General features: G+C 64.7%; 15 protein-coding genes. 7 read left to right on the top strand and 8 right to left on the bottom strand.

Features of this window, described 5'->3' with window-relative positions:
* Window positions 1–187: 187 nt before the first annotated feature.
* From BLR77_RS10455 to BLR77_RS10445, 3 genes are all read right to left on the bottom strand, one after another.
* Window positions 188–1,684: a YdgA family protein gene (locus BLR77_RS10455; protein WP_074677479.1), complete on the bottom strand. Its 1,497-nt coding sequence runs from the start codon at window positions 1,682–1,684 to the stop codon at window positions 188–190.
* A gap of 176 nt (window positions 1,685–1,860) precedes the next feature.
* Entirely contained in the window at window positions 1,861–3,303 is a 1,443-nt protein-coding gene (locus BLR77_RS10450) for a SulP family inorganic anion transporter (RefSeq protein WP_074677436.1), read from the bottom strand.
* A 152-nt stretch (window positions 3,304–3,455) separates the two neighbouring features.
* The gene (locus BLR77_RS10445) at window positions 3,456–3,854 is read right to left on the bottom strand and encodes a hypothetical protein (RefSeq protein WP_074677434.1); all 399 of its coding nucleotides are present in this window, start codon (window positions 3,852–3,854) and stop codon (window positions 3,456–3,458) included.
* Window positions 3,855–4,004: 150 nt separating this feature from the next.
* Between BLR77_RS10445 and BLR77_RS10440 the strand changes: the two genes are divergently transcribed.
* The 3 genes from BLR77_RS10440 (at window position 4,005) to fauA (ending at window position 8,197) form a co-directional block, all read left to right on the top strand.
* Window positions 4,005–4,748: an SDR family oxidoreductase gene (locus BLR77_RS10440; RefSeq protein WP_074677432.1), complete on the top strand. Its 744-nt coding sequence runs from the start codon at window positions 4,005–4,007 to the stop codon at window positions 4,746–4,748.
* Window positions 4,749–4,973: 225 nt separating this feature from the next.
* Entirely contained in the window at window positions 4,974–5,849 is an 876-nt protein-coding gene (locus BLR77_RS10435) for a helix-turn-helix transcriptional regulator (RefSeq protein ID WP_162275012.1), read from the top strand.
* Window positions 5,850–5,980: 131 nt separating this feature from the next.
* Window positions 5,981–8,197: a TonB-dependent alcaligin siderophore receptor FauA gene (gene fauA, locus BLR77_RS10430; protein WP_074677430.1), complete on the top strand. Its 2,217-nt coding sequence runs from the start codon at window positions 5,981–5,983 to the stop codon at window positions 8,195–8,197.
* Between the two features lie 50 nt (window positions 8,198–8,247).
* Here fauA and dkgB read toward each other — a convergent pair whose 3' ends face one another.
* Window positions 8,248–9,051, bottom strand: coding sequence for a 2,5-didehydrogluconate reductase DkgB (gene dkgB / locus BLR77_RS10425; RefSeq protein WP_074677428.1), 804 nt, complete (start codon window positions 9,049–9,051; stop codon window positions 8,248–8,250).
* A gap of 215 nt (window positions 9,052–9,266) precedes the next feature.
* Between dkgB and BLR77_RS10420 the strand changes: the two genes are divergently transcribed.
* Window positions 9,267–10,160, top strand: coding sequence for a LysR substrate-binding domain-containing protein (locus BLR77_RS10420; protein WP_074677426.1), 894 nt, complete (start codon window positions 9,267–9,269; stop codon window positions 10,158–10,160).
* 131 nt (window positions 10,161–10,291) lie between these two features.
* Here BLR77_RS10420 and pbpG read toward each other — a convergent pair whose 3' ends face one another.
* Complete coding sequence (gene pbpG, locus BLR77_RS10415) at window positions 10,292–11,194, bottom strand: D-alanyl-D-alanine endopeptidase (RefSeq protein ID WP_074677424.1); 903 nt, start codon at window positions 11,192–11,194, stop codon at window positions 10,292–10,294.
* Window positions 11,195–11,305: 111 nt separating this feature from the next.
* Window positions 11,306–12,226 carry a choline sulfate utilization transcriptional regulator gene (locus BLR77_RS10410; protein ID WP_074677422.1) on the bottom strand — a complete coding sequence of 307 codons (921 nt, stop codon included), beginning with the start codon at window positions 12,224–12,226 and terminating at the stop codon, window positions 11,306–11,308.
* A gap of 113 nt (window positions 12,227–12,339) precedes the next feature.
* On the opposite strand from BLR77_RS10410, the gene betC reads away from it, so the two are divergent.
* The 3 genes from betC to BLR77_RS10390 all read left to right on the top strand — a co-directional run bounded on the left by betC (window position 12,340) and on the right by BLR77_RS10390 (window position 16,592).
* On the top strand, window positions 12,340–13,848 hold the full coding sequence (betC, locus tag BLR77_RS10405; protein ID WP_074677420.1) for a choline-sulfatase: 1,509 nt from the start codon (window positions 12,340–12,342) through the stop codon (window positions 13,846–13,848).
* A gap of 193 nt (window positions 13,849–14,041) precedes the next feature.
* A complete protein-coding gene (gene choX, locus BLR77_RS10395) occupies window positions 14,042–14,962 on the top strand; it encodes a choline ABC transporter substrate-binding protein (RefSeq protein ID WP_074677418.1) in 921 nt (306 codons plus the stop codon).
* 58 nt (window positions 14,963–15,020) lie between these two features.
* Window positions 15,021–16,592 carry a SulP family inorganic anion transporter gene (locus BLR77_RS10390; RefSeq protein WP_074677416.1) on the top strand — a complete coding sequence of 524 codons (1,572 nt, stop codon included), beginning with the start codon at window positions 15,021–15,023 and terminating at the stop codon, window positions 16,590–16,592.
* 22 nt (window positions 16,593–16,614) lie between these two features.
* On the opposite strand, the gene BLR77_RS10385 is transcribed toward BLR77_RS10390, so the two are convergent.
* Entirely contained in the window at window positions 16,615–16,965 is a 351-nt protein-coding gene (locus BLR77_RS10385) for a DOPA 4,5-dioxygenase family protein (RefSeq protein WP_074677414.1), read from the bottom strand.
* Window positions 16,966–16,971: 6 nt separating this feature from the next.
* A complete protein-coding gene (gene aroE, locus BLR77_RS10380) occupies window positions 16,972–17,793 on the bottom strand; it encodes a shikimate dehydrogenase (protein ID WP_074677412.1) in 822 nt (273 codons plus the stop codon).
* Window positions 17,794–17,897 lie beyond the last annotated feature (104 nt).

Below are 17,897 nucleotides of genomic sequence, written 5' to 3'. Positions count from 1 at the left end.
CCTCTCTGGCTACGAAAAAGCCGCTGACGGAGTGATCCGCCAGCGGCTTTTTCATGCGCGTGTCACAGCCGATAACTCGGTGGCCTGGGTTGAGCGCAGCGATACTTGAGAATTGTCTGATGCAGTGGCTAACCCGAGCAAAAACACAAACGCCCGCATTCAGCGAGCGTTTGCAGGTGGCCGGGGTTTACTCCAGGCCGTATTGCTCCTGTTCGCTGTCATCGCCCAGACCGCTCATACCCATGCCACCGCCCGTGGCGAAAGCCATGAACTCGGCCACGCTCATGGCCTTGCCGTTGAAGGTCACCTTGTCGTCCGCATAGGCCAGCGAGCCGCGCAGGGCATTGCCATCTTCCACTACCCACTGCGACGCCAGCGCCATGCCGCTGAACATCTCGGTCATCATTTGCGCCTGCTGGGCAATGGCTTGCGAGTCGGCGCCGCCACTGGCTGCGCCTTCCAGGGTGCCCTGAACCGTGGCCAGGTCGCCGATCACCGCCTTGTCCAGCTTGATATCGGCCTGCAGCGCAGCCAGTGCGCTCTGTGCCATTTCCTCCGGGCTGCTGGCGTCTTCTGCCGGCTTGCGCAGGTTGAACGACAGCGCGGCCTTGCCCTGGCCGTTGGCGGTATTCAGCGAGAACTCGTCCAGGGCCAGCACCGGGGCGCCTTCCAACAGGGCCAGGGCGAGGCCTTTGAATTCTTCCTCGGTGTCGCTGCCAGGCTCCTGACCTTCCAAGCTGCTCAGCAGCAGCTGGTTATAGGCGTCCTTGAGCGCCTTGAATGCGGCCTCGTCGATGTGGCGGGCGCTGATGGCCAGCTTCACGCCGCCGACGTTCTGCTCCTGCACCAGTACCTGGCCGACGCGATAGGCAACGCTCTGGTCCAGGCTGCTGCCGTTCTGGGTCAGGGCTTCCTCGACCACCGCGTCCTGCAGTTCGATCTGCAGATCCTGCGAGGACTGGATCATCACGCGCTTGATCGTGGCCGAACTGGGGCCCAGAGCAAAGCCGTTGGCGTTTTCCTGTTTGTCGGCCTGCAGGCTCAGGTCACGCAGCTGCACGCTGATCGGCCCACCGCGGTTGCTCTCGGCGAAGTGGAAATCCATCTCGGCCAGCTGCCCGCTGGCGCTGATGTGCTTCCTGTCGCTGGAGCCGCTGAAGTCCAGGCTGGCCGGGGACGTACGCAGGGTGCCTGCGGCGTGAGTGTGCTGCAGCGCAGCTAGGTCGATGCGACCATTCTGGCTCTGGTCGTAGTTCAACGCGACTTCGCCGGTGAGCGGCGATTTGCCGCCGGCCGCTTCGAACAGCGGCGCGGTCAGCTCATTGTGCTCCAGGCTGAAGTGGCTCTGCGCCATGACCGGGGCGAGCTTGCCGGCTGCCAGTCGCGAGGGCGGAAACGGGCCATGCTCGAGATTGTCGCTGAAGGCCAGGGTCAGCGGCGCCGCGTCGGCTTCGACAGAGAAACTGAGGGTGTAGCGAGCACGGCTGGAGAAGATGCCCTGCTCGAGCTCGACCAACTGCATCTGGGCGTTGAGGTGCGGCGCCTCCTGCGTCAGCGAGGCGTTGGCCTGGCTGATGGCTGCCTGCAGTTGCTGTTCGACCAGGGTGCCGGTGTACCAGGCGCCGGCAACGGAGGCGCCGACGATGGCGAGGGGAATGGCAATGGCCAGGGTGGTCTTGTTCATGCTGAGTCCTTGCGTGCGTGGCCGTACGGGCGCGTCCTGTCGACCGGTTTTGCGTTGGGCGGCGGATCTTAGCAGGCGTATTGCCACCCCTCCACAGAACAAGGTGACGGCAATCACAGTTGCCAGCAATAGTCGCCGGGCGTCGCCATTGCGGCCGCGCCCGGGCGTTCAGCGACTCAGTGGTCCGAGCCGGCGCGCTTGAGCAGTTGCTTGCAGCGTTCGGACAAGTGCACCACGCGCAGGTGCTTGCCGGCGCGCTCGTAGCGTTCGCGCAGGGTCTTCAGCGCGGCGATGGCCGAGTAGTCGACGAAGCTCAGGTGGCGGCAGTCCAGGGTCACCTGCTGTGGGTCGTCAGCCGGCTCGAACTGCGCCAGGAAGGTGGTGCAGGAGGCGAAGAACAGCGTGCCGTGCACGCGGTACAGCTTGCTGCCGTCGGCCTGCATATCGCTGTCGGCATAGAGTTCGCGGGCATGCTGCCAGGCAAAGTTGAGCGCGGCGATGACGATACCGCAGAGCACGGCCGTGGCCAGGTCGGTGGCGACGGTGATGGCGGTCACCGCGACGATCACCAGCACGTCGTTGGCCGGCACCTTGCCGGCCACGCGCAGCGAGCCCCAGGCGAAGGTCTGTTGCGCCACCACGAACATCACGCCCACCAGCGCCGCCAGCGGGATGCGCTCGATCAGTGGCGAGAGGAACAGCACGAAGAGCAGGATCATCACCCCGGCGACCACCCCGGACAGCCGGCCGCGACCGCCGGAGCCAAGGTTGATCATGGTCTGGCCGATCATCGCGCAACCGCCCATGCCGCCGAACAGGCCGGAGGTCATGTTGGCCACGCCGAGCGCCACGCACTCACGATCCGGATGGCCGCGAGTGGCGGTGATCTCGTCGGTCAGGTTCAGCGTCAGCAGGGTTTCCAGCAGACCGACCAGGGCCATCAGCACCGCGTAGGGGGCGATGATGGCAAGGGTTTCCAGGTTCCAGGGAATGTCCGGCAGTACCAGGCTCGGCAGGCCACCGGCGATCTGCGCCATATCGCCCAGGGTGTGCGTGGGCAGGTCGAACAGGTAGACCAGCGCGCCGATGCCGAGAATTGCCACCAGCGCCGGCGGCACGGCGCGGGTCAGGCGCGGCAGCAGGTAGACGATCAGCATGGTCAGCGCCACCAGGCCGAGCATCAGGTACAGCGTGTTGCCCTGCAGCCAGTGGCCGTCATGCTGGAAGTGCTCGAACTGGGCCAGGGCGATGATGATCGCCAGGCCGTTGACGAAGCCCAACATCACCGGGTGCGGCACCATGCGGATCAGCTTGCCCAGGCGCAGCAGGCCGAACAGCAGCATGATCAGGCCGCCGAGCAGCACCGTGGCCAGCAGATACTGCACACCGTGCTGCACCACCAGGGCGACGATCACCACCGCCATCGAACCGGCGGCGCCGGAGATCATGCCGGGCCGGCCGCCGAACAGCGCAGTGAGGGTGCAGATGATGAAGGCGCCGTACAGGCCCATCAGCGGGTTGACCTGGGCCACCAGGGCGAAGGCGATGCACTCGGGCACCAGGGCGAAGGACGAAGTCAGGCCGGCCAGCAGGTCGGCGCGTAGGGAAGCGAGTTTCATGGCGTCTCGGCAAGCCGGCGGGGCCGGGTGATGGTGGCGGAACGAAAGGGGCGCGCATGGTAGCGCCTGCGGCATTCGTCGTCATGCACCCGCTGAGGCACCAGGGCCTGCCGCGCGGAATATTGCGCGGCAGGCCAGCGCTCAGGCCTGAATCAACGATACAGCCCGCAGAGCGGCTCGATCTTGTTGCCTTTGACGTAAGAGAAGGTCAGCGTGTGGCCTTCGATTTCCATGCTCAGTTCCATGGTCTTGGCGTTGAACTCCAGCACCTGCAGATCGAAGCTCTGGTAGGGCGAGGTGATGTGGATCGTCTGGCCATCGTCGCTGAGGCGATAGTCGGAGACCTCCACCTCCTGCTTGCTCGGCGCTGCGCAGTTGAACGGATGCAGGTCGCTCTTGCCGTCGGCCTTGAACTCGACGACGTTGGCGATACCGTTGTTCAGCGGCGTCATGGCCCAGATGCCGAGCAATTGGTCCTGGCTTTCGATCGTGGCGGCACTGGCCGCGCTCGACAACAGGGCGAACAGGGGAACACACAGCAGTTTCTTCATGGGATTTCCTTATCGGATGATGAGACACGTCCACAGGCAGACATGCGCGGCGCCGATGCTACCTGCATCCGGCAAAGCCGGACACGAAGGGCGCCACACTTCGACAGCCCGGCACATATTCTGAACCCCAGAACAACAAGGAGCCCAGTCATGAACAAGAACCTGCTGATCACCGGTGCCAGCCGCGGCATCGGTCGCGCCACCGCCCTGCTGGCTGCCGCTGGCGGCTGGGCGGTCGGGGTGAACTACCGCTGTGATCGCGCCGCCGCCGATGAGGTGGTGGCGCAGATCGAAGCCATGGGCGGCAAAGCCGTGGCCCTGCCTGGCGATGTCGCCAATGAGGAGGATGTACAGCGCCTGTTCGAGGCCATGGACAGGTTCGGTCCGCTGCACGGCCTGGTGGTCAATGCCGGCATCGTCGCCCCGCCCATGCCGCTGCTGGAGATGAGCGGCGAGCGCCTGCAGCGGATGTTCGACGTCAACGTGCTGGGCAGCTATCTCACCGCGCGCGAGGGCGCCCGGCGCATGGCCCGCAGCCGCGGCGGCGAAGGTGGTTCGATGGTGCTGGTGTCGTCGGTGGCCGCCAGCCTGGGCGCGCCCTTCGAGTATGTCGACTACGCCGGCGCCAAAGGCGCGATGGATGTACTGACCCGCGGCCTGGCCAAGGAACTGGGCGGCGAGGGCGTGCGGGTCAATGCCGTGCGCCCGGGACTGATCGATACCGAGATCCATGCCAGCGGCGGCCAGCCGGACCGCGCCGAGCGCCTGGGCAAGGCGACACCGCTGGGCCGCGCCGGGCGTGCCGAGGAAGTCGCCGAAGCCATCGTCTGGCTGCTCGATGACAAAGCCAGCTACACCACCGGCGCGCTGATCGATATCGCAGGCGGGCGCTAGCTCTTAACGAAGGGACGTCGAGCGAGGCCGGAATACCGCTCTGTCGCGCCCCTCATAGCGGGAGAACATCTGCCAGGCGATCCGCCAACCAGTATCAATGCGCAAATGAGAAGCAATGCTATTATCTGCGTTTTGAACAACCAGGTGCCTCTCTTGGCTCAGCCCCAACCTGCCCCATGCCGGTATTCGCTGGAGGACCTCCGCCAGTTGGGCCGGCGTCATCATGTGCATTACAGCCTGATTGGCGCACAGCACGAGGATAATCCGTGCGTGATGCAGGGCTACATCAACGAGCAGGAAACCAGCCTGGGCATGACGCTGGTCAGCTCTCAGGTACAAACCTTCCAGGGTTACCAGGCGCAGTCATTCACCTCTCCCAGCCTGACCATGATCGTCCTGCTGGAGGGACAGGCTCAGCTCGCCGGCCCCGCCTCCATCACCCTCACGCCTGGTCATGGCGTCATCCTGCTCAGCCAGGAAGGGCCCAGCCAGACTGCTCGGCATCACGCTCATCACAATTTGCGCGGCCTCAACCTGTCCATCGGCAACATCGATGACCTGGCAGACGAGAACCTGGCGGATCAGCTACGTGGCAACCTGCAACGCCGCAGCGCCTACACCCAACGCTGGACCATCCCCGCAAGCCTGCACCAGGGTTTGCAGGCCCTGGCCTGCGAACAGTCGCAAGGCTGCCTGCAACGGCTCTTGAACGAGGGCCTGGCACTGCAACTGTTGGCGCACGGCTTGAGCGCCATTGGCACCCATGAGCGCGACGCCCCCTCGCTCAATCCACGTGATCGGGCCCTGCTGGAACGGGTTCGCGATTACCTGCATCAAGAGCCTGGCGCCGAGCACAGCCTGCACCAGCTGGCCCAACTGGCGTGCATGAGCCCCAGCTCTCTGCGCCAGAAGTTCCAGCAAGCCTACGGCGTCAGCGTCATGGCCTACCTGCGCCGGCGCCGCATGGAGCTGGCCAGGCAATACCTCGAACAGGGTTGGCGCGTTCAGGACGCCGCCCACTACGTTGGCTATCGCCACGCCAGCAATTTCGCCACCGCGTACCGGCACCATTTCGGTGTTTCTCCCCGCGAGTCGATCTAGCAGGACATCACCCCAACACCGTCGTTCCCGCCCTGGCATCCAGCATAGGAACACTGGCATCCGGCAAAAGTGGACCTTCAAGTAAATGTGAATAATTCGCATGAAGAAATTATTCCCAAGAGGTCCCTGCCATGTCGAAGTGTTCGATCTTCCCCCTCACGCCGCTAGCCTCGGTGATGTGCAGCGCATTGCTGGCCAGCGCAATGGCACCCCTGACAGCCGGGGCAACGTCGCAAGGGGATTTCGATGACAACGGCGCCAGCGAGACCAGCCTGACGCTGCCGACGATGAATGTGCATGGCAAGCAGCTGCCGCAGGCGGGAACCGAGGGCACGGGCAGCTACACCACCGGCAGCATGTCCACCGCCGTAGGCCTGCCGCTGTCGATACGCGAGACGCCACAATCGGTGAGTGTCGTTACCCGCCAACAGATCGAAGATCGCGGCCTGCGTGACACGGCGGCGGTTCTCGCCAGCGCTCCGGGTATCTCGATGAGCCGCAGCGACAGCAATCGGGTGTCGTTTTCCGCACGCGGGTTCGACATCGACAACTTCCAGTTCGATGGATTGGCTTCGCCGATCAACAACTTCTGGAACTTCGGCGCCACCGATATCGATTCGGCGATCTATGATCGCGTCGAGGTGGTACGCGGCTCGACGGGATTGCTGACCGGCGCCGGCAACCCCTCGGCCGCGGTCAACTTCATACGCAAGCGCCCATTGCCGGAGTTCGCCATCGGCGGCTCGCTCGGCATCGGACGTTGGCATCAGCGCCGTGGCGATATCGATATCTCCACCCCGCTCAGCGCTGACGGTCGAATCGCTGCCCGGGTGGTGGCGGCCTACTCCGAGCGCGACACCTTCATCGACCACCAGAGTTACGACAGTGAAACGCTGTACGGCGTGATCAGCGCGGAGCTGACCCCAAGCACGCAGCTGACCTTGAGCCTCGAACACCAGAAGAACGATACCGACGGCATGGGCGCCGGCGTTCCAATGTTCTACGCCGACGGGTCGCGCACCAACTTTGGTCGCTCCACGGCCAACAACACCAAGTGGTCGTACTTCGGCACCGAGTCGAACACCGCCTTCGTCGATCTCGAGCACCAGCTGGACAACGACTGGAAGCTGCGCGCGGCCTACAGTCGCACCGAGGCCGATTACGCCATGCGCTACCTGTTCCGCGGCGGCTATCCAGACCGGGACAACGCCGGCATGAGCGCCAGCTTCCTCAAGTACGACGGTGAGCGCACCCGCGACGACTGGCACCTGACCAGCAGCGGGCCGTTCGAGCTGCTGGGGCGCACTCACGAAGCCGCGTTCGGCTGGATGAGCATCGACGACGATCTGCAGATGGACCAGTACCTGCCGGTGCCAGGCACCGCGCCGATTGCCGACTCGAGACTGGACTGGACCAACGGCGACATCGCCGAACCCGTCTGGTCGAACGTTCGGGCCAACGGTGACCGAACCGATATTCGCCAGACTGGCGGCTACGCAGTGACACGCCTGTCGCTGGCCGACCCGCTGCATCTGATTCTGGGTGCTCGCGTCAGCACCTGGAAAATCGAACAGAACTACTTCGGTACCCAGCGCAACTATCGCTACAGCGATGAGGTCACGCCCTATGCCGGCCTGGTCTACGACCTCGATCAGACCTACAGCCTGTACACGAGCTACACCAGCATCTTCAAGAACCAGACGCAAAGGGCGCCGGATGGCAGCTTCCTCGACCCGGTCACCGGCGACAGCTACGAGGCCGGGATCAAGGCCGGCTATCTGGACGGTCAGCTCAATGCCGCCCTGTCGGTCTATCGCACCAAACAGGAGGGCCTGGCCGAAGCCATTCCCGATACCTTCCTGATTGCCGACCCCAGCCAGCAGGCTTACAAGTCGGGCAAGGGCGCGGTGGTCGACGGCTTCGACCTGGAGCTGAGCGGCGCGTTGAGTGACGCATGGAACCTGTCCACCAGCTACACCCACTTCATTGCCCGCAATGCCGAAGGCAAGGCGATCAACACCACCCACCCGCGCACGCAGTTCAAGCTGTTCACCACCTACCGGCTGGACGGTGCATTGAGAGACCTGACCCTGGGCGCAGGCACCACCTGGCGCAGCGGTATCTCACGCGCCAACACCGGCAGCCCCAACGGCCCGGTGGACGTAAGCGCCGGCAGCTACGCCCTGGTCGACCTGATGGCCAAGTACCAGATCAGCGAAAATATCGCGGCGACCGCCAACCTCAACAACGCCTTCGACAAGAAGTACCTGGAGCAGATCGGTTTCTACAGCCAGCTCTGGTATGGCGAGCCGCGCAACCTGCAACTGACCCTGAGCGCGAGATTCTGAGCAGTAGCGGTCACGTCGTCACAGTCGGGGGGGCGTGATCAGCGCCGGGCTCAATCCCAGCGTGGCGCGAAGCCCGGGTTGGCGACACGCTCGCCGCGGTCCAGCGTGGCGATAGCGGCCATGTCCGCTTCGCTCAGGCGCAGCTCGGCGGCAGCCAGATTGGCAGCGAGATTCTCACGTTTGGTCGAGGACGGAATCACCGCATGGCCCTGCTGCAGCGACCAGGCCAGGGCGACCTGCGCCGGGCTGGCGCCATGGGCAGCGGCGATGCGCTGGATCTCCGGCTCGGCCAGCACCTTGCCATAGGCCAGCGGCATGTAGGCGGTGAGATGGATCCCCTGCTGCCGGGCGAAATCCACCAGCTTGCGGTTCTGCAGCAGCGGATGGATTTCCACCTGGTTGGTGGCGATCTCATCCACACCCACCGCATCGATGGCCTGGCGCAGATGAGCGATGGTGAAGTTGGACACGCCGATGGCGGCGGTCAGACCCTGGCGCTTGGCTTCCATCAGCTCACTCAGGTACTGCGCCACGGCGATTTCATCATTCGGCGACGGCCAGTGGATCAGCGTCAGATCGACCCGCTCCAGGCCCAGACGCTGCAGGCTCTCCTGCAGGCTGGCAATGACCCGGCCGCTGCCGAGGTTCTCGGTCCAGACCTTGGTGGTGACGAACAGCTCGTCGCGCGCCACATTGCTGTCGGCGATGGCCTGGCCGACCGCCGCCTCGTTGCCGTAGATCTGCGCCGTGTCGATATGCCGGTAGCCCAGCTCCAGACCGGTGCGCACCGAGTCGACGGCGACCTGATCCTTGAGGCGGAAGGTGCCAAGGCCGAAAGGCGGAATGAATTTCATGAAAAATCTCCTCATGGGTTGCGAATCGCTGGCCAACCATCAGGCCGCAACGGGGACAGAAAGGTTCGGCCCCACGAATTGCGCAAAAGTTGCAGGCCCTTGCCAAGGCGACCGCCGCAAGCACAGAAACGGGGGGTTGAGGCGGGACAGTATCCACGCCAGACTCATGCGGAAAAACCGACAACCCAGCAAACACCTTTGACTGAAGGTCAACAATGAAGACCAGCCTGGAAGAAATGCTCGCCTTCGTCAGCGTGGTCGACTGCGGCTCGATCAGCGCGGCTGCCGAGCAGCTCGAGCAAACCGCATCCGGGGTCAGCCGGGCGCTGAGTCGACTGGAGGAAAAACTCGCCGTCACCTTGCTACGCCGCACCACGCGGCGCCTGGAGCTGACCGAGGAGGGCGAGGTGTTCCTGGCCCAGGCGCGGCGCATCCTCGCCAGCGTCGAGGAAGCGGAGGAGCAGATGACCCTGCGCCGCCAGGCACCGGCCGGGCGCCTGAGGATCAACACCGCCTCGCCTTTCATGCTGCACGTGATCGTGCCGCTGATCGGCGAATTTCGTGCGCTCTATCCACAGATCGAACTGGAGTTGCACAGCGACGACCGCATCATCGATCTGCTGGAGCGCCGCACCGACCTGGCCATCCGCATCGGCAACCTGCCGGACTCCAGCCTGCACGCCAGGCCGTTGTGCCACAGCCGCCGCCGCGTACTGGCCAGCCCCGAATATCTGGCTCGCCATGGCACGCCGACGCGTACCGAGGATCTGGCCGGACACAGCCTGATCGGCTTCACCGAACCGGACAGCCTCAACGAATGGCCGCTACGCCACGCCCTCGGCGAGCGCTGGCGCATCACCCCGAGCCTGCGCGCCTCCAGCGGCGATACCATTCTCGAACTGGCCCTGGCGGGCGAAGGCCTGGTGTGTCTGTCGGACTTCATGACCGATGCCACCCGCGCCAGCGGCGCGCTGGTGGAAGTGCTGGCCGAGCAGCGCGTGGAAGTGCGCCAGCCGATCAACGCGGTGTACTACCGCAACACCGCGCTGTCGTCGCGCATCACCTGCTTTCTCGATTTTCTCAGCGAACGGCTCGGCTGTCCGAGCTGAGACACAACGACCGTAGCCCGGATGCAATCCGGGGCCTGTGTCACTGTTTCCCCGGATTGCATCCGGGCTAGGTGGCTGAGGCACAACGAAAAAGGGCGACTCGTCGAGTCGCCCTTTCCGTCACCGCAGCATCACTGCGCGGCCTGCAAGCTCCACTCGGCCAGCTTCTGCTGCTTGTAGCTGAGCGCGGCAGCCGGCACCGGAGTGACCTTGCCGGTCTCCATCCAGCGCTTGAGGCGGTTGGCGTCGGCCATGTGGGTGTACTTGCCGAAGGCGCCGAGCACCACGAAGGCCACTGGGCGGTTGGCGATGGTGGTGGCCATCACCAGGCAGCGACCGGCGGCGTTGGTGAAGCCGGTCTTGCTCAGGTCGATGTTCCAGTCCGCCTTGCGCACCAGCGCATTGGTATTGCGAAAGCCCAGGGTGTAGTTGGGTTTACGGAAGGCCACGGTGGCTTCGGAGTCGGTGCTGAACTGGTGGATCAGCGGATACTGGTTGGCCGCCTTGACCATCAGCGCCAGGTCACGGGCAGTGGCGACATTCAACTCGGACAGGCCGGTGGGCTCGACGAAATGGCTGTTGTGCATGCCCAGCGCCTTGGCCTTGGCGTTCATTGCTGCGACGAAGGCCGCGTGGCCACCCGGATAATGGTGCGCGAGGCTGGCGGCGGCGCGGTTTTCCGAGGCCATCAGCGCCAGGTGCAGCATCTCGCGGCGAGTGATTTCGCTACCGATACGCACACGGGAGAACACGCCCTGCATTTCCTGGGTGTCGCGGATGGTGATGGGCAATACCTCATCCAGCGGCAGCTTGGCGTCGAGCACTACCATGGCGGTCATCAGCTTGGTGACCGAGGCGACCGGCAGGCGCAGGTCGGGGTTACTGGAGTAAAGCTCCTGGCCGGTCTTCAGGTCGATCAGCAATGCGCTACCGGCGGCCAGCTCCTGCTTGGGCTGGGCCGGCGCGGCCTGGAGGTTCGAAACAACAAGGCTGCCGCACAGCAGCAGGCCCAAAATCGAATGACGGAGTTTCACGGTTCAGCTCACCGGTTTGTGTGGATGGGCCGCAAGCACGTTTCGCGCGGTGGCGGTGTGCGGCGGCGCTAAGTATAGGGACTCAGCGTTTGCTATTGCAGTATGGTCCGATCAAACGGTTGCTGCTGGCGAATCCAGCTCAGCCTGCAACCAGTCGACGAAACGCGCGGTGAGGCGTTGGCGACGCTTGCGTTCAGGCAGCACCAGGTAATAGCCCAACGCCGACTGCGCCTCGGCCTCACCCAGACGACAGAGCAGACCCTGAGCCAGAAGTTCATCCACCAGATGACGCCAACCGATGGCCACGCCCTGCCCGGCAATCGCCGCCTGGATCAGCAGGGTGTAGTTGTCGAAGCGCAGCGCGCCGGGTGTCGGCAGGCTGGCGATGCCGAGGGCGCGGAACAATCCCTCCCAGTCGAACCAGCGCGAACGATGCTCCGGGCGCAGGTGCAGCAGTGGCAGGTCGGCCAGCGCCGCCACCGGCAGCGGCGGCTGACGCTCGCCGAGCAGACGCGGGCTGCACACCGGAAACACCTCTTCGCGAAACAGCAGATGCGCTTCACCATGCTTGAAGCGACCATCGCCGAAACGGATCGCCACGTCGATATCGCTCGGCACCGTGGCCGGGTCGCGCTCGCTGGTGATCAGGCTGACGTCCACCTCCGGGTACAGGCGATTGAAACGCTGCAGGCGCGGCATCAGCCAATAGGCGGCAAAGGCGAAGTCGGTGGCCACCTGCAGCACCTCATGCTGCTGACGCGCGGTAACGGCGACGAGCCCGGCATCGAGGCTCGCCAGCCCTTCCTGCACATGAGCCAGCAGCAGCTCGCCGGCCTCGGTCAGCACGATGCCCCGGTAGACGCGGTCGAACAGGCGCGTGGCCAGCTGCTGCTCCAGACGCTTGATCTGCTGACTGATGGCCGGCTGACTGCTGCCCAGTTCGCTGGCGGCGGCGGTGAAACTGAGCTGGCGCGCCGCCGACTCGAACACCCGCAGCGCGTCGAGCGACAGTCCATCGATGGCTTTAAACATAAGCTCTGCTTATCCGAGGCATGTATTTCAGCTGGGTTTACCCTGCCGCCGTTCTACCGGAATCATGGTGCCCGCACTGTCGCATAAACCAACAGTATGGAATACCCGCCACCATGAAGCGCCCGAACATCCTCTTCATCATGGCCGATCAGATGGCCGCGCCGATTCTGCCGCTGCACGATGCCGCCTCGCCGGTGCAGATGCCCCACCTGATGAAGCTGGCCGAACAGGCCGTGGTGTTCGACTCGGCCTACTGCAACAGCCCGCTCTGCGCGCCGTCGCGCTTCACCCTGGTCAGCGGCCGGCTGCCATCGAAGATCGGTGCCTACGACAATGCCGCCGATTTCCCGGCCGACGTGCCGACCTACGCCCATTATCTGCGCCGCCTCGGCTACCGCACCGCGCTGTCGGGCAAGATGCACTTCTGCGGCCCCGACCAGCTGCACGGCTATGAGGAGCGCCTGACCAGCGACATCTACCCGGCCGACTATGGCTGGGCGGTGAACTGGGACGAGCCCGAGGTGCGCGCCAGCTGGTACCACAACATGTCCTCGGTGCTGCAGGCCGGCCCCTGCGTGCGCAGCAACCAGCTGGATTTCGACGAGGAAGTGGTGTTCAAGGCCCGCCAGTACCTCTACGACCATGTGCGCATGACCCCGGATCAGCCGTTCTGCCTGACCGTATCCATGACCCACCCGCACGACCCCTACACCATCCCGCGCGAATACTGGGATCGCTACGAAGGCGTGGACATTCCCATGCCGCGCCAACACCTCGAGCAGAACGAGCAGGACCCGCACTCGCAGCGTCTGCTCAAGGTCATCGACCTGTGGGACAAGCCGCTGCCCGAGGATAAGATCCGCGACGCCCGCCGCGCCTATTTTGGCGCCTGCAGCTATATCGACGACAATATCGGCAAGCTGCTGAAGGCCCTTGAGGAATGCGGCCTGGCGGATGACACCATCGTCGTGTTCTCCGGCGACCACGGCGACATGCTTGGCGAGCGCGGCCTCTGGTACAAGATGCACTGGTTCGAGATGTCCGCCCGCGTACCGTTGCTGGTGCATGCACCGAAGCGCTACGCCGCACATCGTGTCAGCCAGTCCGTCTCCACTCTCGATCTGCTGCCAACACTGGTGGAACTGGCCGGCGGCCGGGTCGACGACGGCCTGGAGCTGGAGGGCCACTCGCTGTTGCCGCACCTGCAAGGCAGGGGTGGCCACGACGAAGTGCTCGGCGAATACATGGCCGAAGGCACTGTAAGCCCACTGATGATGATTCGCCGCGGCCCGTGGAAGTTCGTCTATTCCGAGCAGGACCCGCTGCTGCTGTTCAACCTGGATAATGACCCGCTCGAGTGTCAGAACCTGGCCGACTGCAGCGAACACAAGGGCATTCTCGCCGGCTTCCTGGCCGAGGCCCGCGAGCGCTGGGACGTCCCGGCCATCCATGCCGCCACCCTGGCCAGCCAGCGCCGCCGCCGTCTGGTGGCCGAAGCACTGAGCCAGGGCAAGCTGACCAGTTGGGATCACCAGCCCTGGGTCGACGCCAGCCAACAGTACATGCGCAACCATATCGACCTCGACGACCTGGAGCGCCGCGCCCGTTTTCCACAGGCGTGAACCTTTACCGACTGCCGCCCCCAAAAGGGCACCTCTAAAAACTACCTGCGTTGCCATCACTGCGTTAAAAACAGGCTCAAAATGCTCATTTACAGCTCGTAAACTCCGCTTTTTCGCCTGTTTTTGCCTTGCGCTGGCTGCCTCGCCTACGTTTTTAGAGGGGCCCAACACAGAAGAAAAAAGGAGAGACGCCATGAACCGATTCAGCGTGCTGTTACTCGCCACTGCGCTCACCAGCGCCGGCAATGTCTGGGCCGAGGACGCAGCCTGTGCCACGGTCAAGCTCGGTGATCCGGGCTGGAGCGACATCGCCGTGACCAACGGCATCGCCAGCTTCCTGCTCGACGGCCTGGGCTACAAGGCACAAACCCAGACCCTGGCCGTGCCGATCATCTTCGCCGGCCTGCAGAAGGGCCAGGTCGACGTATTCCTCGGCAACTGGATGCCTGCGCAACAGAGCAACTACGACAAGTTCGTCGCCAGCGGCGAGGTGGACAAGCTGGCGCATAACCTCGAAGGTACCGAGTACACCCTGGCCGTACCGACCTATGCCTTTGATGCCGGGGTGAAGACCTTCGCCGACCTCGACAAGCACGCCGACAAGTTTGGCAAGAAGCTCTACGGCATCGCTTCCGGCTCACCCGCCAACGAGTCGATCAGGCAGATGATCGCCGCCGACGAATTCGGCCTGGGCGACTGGACGCTGGTGGAGTCCAGCGAACAGGCGATGCTGGTGCAGGTCGGCCGCGCGGTGAAACGCGATCAGTTCGTGGTGTTCCTCGGCTGGACGCCGCACCCGATGAACGTGCAGTACGACATGAAGTACCTCAAGGGCGGCGAGAAGTACTTCGGCGACAGCGGCCAGGTCAACACCCTGGCGCGCAAGGGCTACGCCGCGCAGTGCCCGAACGTCGGCAAGCTGCTGAGCAACCTGACTTTCACCCAGGAAATGGAGAACAGCATCATGGATCAGGTGCTCAGCAAGCAGGCCAGCAACGATGCTGCGATCAAGGCCTGGCTCCAGGCCAACCCGCAGGTACTCGATGGCTGGCTGCAGGGCGTCACCACCCGCGACGGTGACGACGGGCTGGCCGCCGTGAAGGCGCGGCTTTGAATTAACCGCGGCAAGTGAGTAGGGTGGAGTCGCCTGCGGCCCACCCTCGACCCAAATCATGCGCCTACCCGACCGACAGACCCTGCTGCCGTTTCTCCGCTGGTTGCCTGGCACCAGCCGCAAGACCCTCGGCAACGACCTGCTGGTGGGCCTGACCGGCGCCATCCTGGCCCTGCCGCAGTCGCTGGCCTACGCGCTGATCGCGGGGCTGCCCGCCGAATACGGCCTGTACGCGGCCATCGTGCCAGTGATCATCGCCTGCCTGTGGGGCTCCTCCTGGCACCTGATCTGCGGGCCGACGGCGGCCATCTCCATCGTCCTGTTCACCAGCGTCAGCCCCATGGCGCGCATGGGCAGCGATGAATTCATCGCCCTGATTCTGCTGCTGACCTTTCTCGCCGGACTGTTCCAGTGGCTGCTCGGCCTGCTGCGCTTCGGCGCGCTGGTGAACTTCGTCTCGCAGTCGGTGGTGCTCGGCTTCACCCTCGGTGCGGCGCTGGTGATCGCCATCGGGCAGATGCCCAATCTGCTCGGCGTGGAAGTCGCGAGCCAACCCACAGCGCTGACCAGCCTGTTGCAAATCGGCCAGCACCTGCCCGAGGCGCACTGGCCGAGCCTGGCCCTGGCGGCCTTTACCCTGCTGCTCAGCGTGGCCGTGCGCAAACTCTGGCCAAAGGCGCCTGCATTGCTGATCGGCCTGGTCTGTGGCAGCCTGCTGGCCTGGTTGCTGCCTGCGCGCTTCACCGCTGACATTGCTCTGGTCGCACCATTCGCCGGCGGCCTGCCACCACTGACTATGCTGAGCTTCGACCTCGACGACGTGCTGCGTCTGCTGCCGGCAGCGGTGGCCTGCGGCATGCTCGGGCTGGTCACCAGCCTGTCCATCGCCCGGGCGCTGGCGGTGAAATCGCACCAGTTCCTTGATGCCAATCAGGAAGTTCGCGCCCAGGGCCTGTCGAATATGCTCGGGCCATGGTTCTCTGCCTCGCTGTCGGCCGGCTCCTTCACCCGCTCGGCGCTGAACCTGCAGGCCGGCGCACGCACACCGCTGGCCGGGGTTTTCTCGGCGCTGCTGGTGGCGCTGTTCGCGGTGTTCGGCGCGGCGCTGCTGACGCATATTCCACTGCCGGTGATGGCGGCCGGCATCCTGCTGATCTGCTGGGGGCTGGTGGATCTGCCGGCGATCCGTGCACTGCGTCGTGTCAGTCGCGCCGAGTTCATGGTGATGCTGCTGACCTTCGCCGCCACCCTGGTGCTGGAGTTGCAGACGGCGATCTACGCCGGCGTGTTGGCGTCGTTGTTCTTCTACCTCAAGCGCACCTCGCAACCACGCGTGCGCCTGTGGCAGGACGGCGAAGATGAAGTGCTGCGCATCGAGGGCTCGATCTTCTTCGGCGCCTGCCAGTACATCCAGCAATTGCTGCAACGCAGCCGCGGGCAGCGCCTGGTGATCGACGCGCGACACATCAACTTCATCGACTACGCCGGGGTGGAGATGCTGCATCAGGAGGCGCGCCGCCTGCAGGCACTGAAGCGCAGCCTGGTGCTGCGTCAGGCGCGGCCGCAGGTGGTGGAGGAAATCCTCAAGCTCGAAGGCGCCGAGCGCTGCCCGCTGTTGTTCGAAGATTGAGCGAGGCAGCTCGCCCCGGCCATCATTCGTCTGCGAGTGTGCTCAGATCCAGCGGGCGCACCTGACCGAGCCATAGCGGCCAGTCGCGGTGGTCGCGCAGCTCGTTGTCAGTGATCGGATGCACCAGCACGTTGAGGCCATTGCGCTGCTGCATCAGCCAGGGCACCAGCTCACCGAACAGGTCGGGACGAAAAGCCAGCTGACAGCTCCAATCCGGGTGCGGCCCGACCGGGCGCTCATGCATCCGGCCCATCTTCAAGGGAAAACGCCGCGCGGCTTCTTCGCACAGCGCACGAGCCTGGTCGAGGGTGCTCGCGTCGAAGTAGACATGGGCGTGATAGCCCCTGATCCTCGGCAGTGCTTGCTCGTCCATGCCCGCTCAGCCTGCCAGTTGACGGCGCAGTTCGGCCAGCACCGGCGCGGTATGCGGACGTACGCCACGCCACAGTTCGAAAGCTTCGGCAGCCTGCTCGACGAGCATGCCCAGGCCGTCCAGGCAACGCGCGGCGCCCTGCTCGGCAGCCCAGCGGTTGAAGGCGGTGGCCTCGCGGCCGTACATCATGTCGTAGCAGAGGGTATGACCAGGCTCGATCAGGCTTGGCGCAATCGCGGGCAGCTCGCCGCCGAGGCTGGCCGAGGTGCCGTTGACGATCAGGTCCACCGGCGCATCGATCCAGTCGAAGCCGGCAGCGACCAGCGGGCCGAGATCGGCGAATTCGCGTACCAGTTGTTCGGCCTTGGCCACGGTACGGTTGGCGATCACCAGCACCGCCGGTTTCTGCGCCAGGAAGGGTTCGAGCACGCCGCGCACGGCACCACCGGCGCCGAGCACGAGGATGCGCTTGCCCGCCAGGCTGAAACCGGCGTTGTCCTGCAGGTCACGAGTCAGACCGGCACCATCGGTGTTGTCGCCGAGCAGGCGACCGTCTGCCAGCTTCTTCAGGGTGTTCACTGCGCCGGCGCGTCGCGCACGCTCGGTGAGCTCGTCGGCCAGGCGAAAGGCCTCTTCCTTGAACGGTACGGTGACGTTGCCACCTTGGCCCTCGGCGAAGAAGGCGCGGGCATCGCCGACAAAGTCATCCAGCGGCGCCAGGCGCGCGTCATAGGTCAGCGCCTGGCCGGTCTGCTCGGCGAACAGACGATGGATCAGCGGCGATTTGCTGTGGCCAATGGGGTTGCCGAAGACGCAGTAGCGGTCCATGGAAAGTCCTGTTTGTGTAGGAGCCAGCTTGCTGGCGATTCGCTCTGGGGCCAGATCGCCCACAAGCGGGCTCCTACGGGAAAATGGTGCCAGTTCGTAGCCCG

It is taken from the genome of Ectopseudomonas alcaliphila, assembly GCF_900101755.1.
GTDB lineage: Bacteria > Pseudomonadota > Gammaproteobacteria > Pseudomonadales > Pseudomonadaceae > Aquipseudomonas > Aquipseudomonas alcaliphila.
This window is presented reverse-complemented; position numbering and strand designations above follow the sequence as displayed.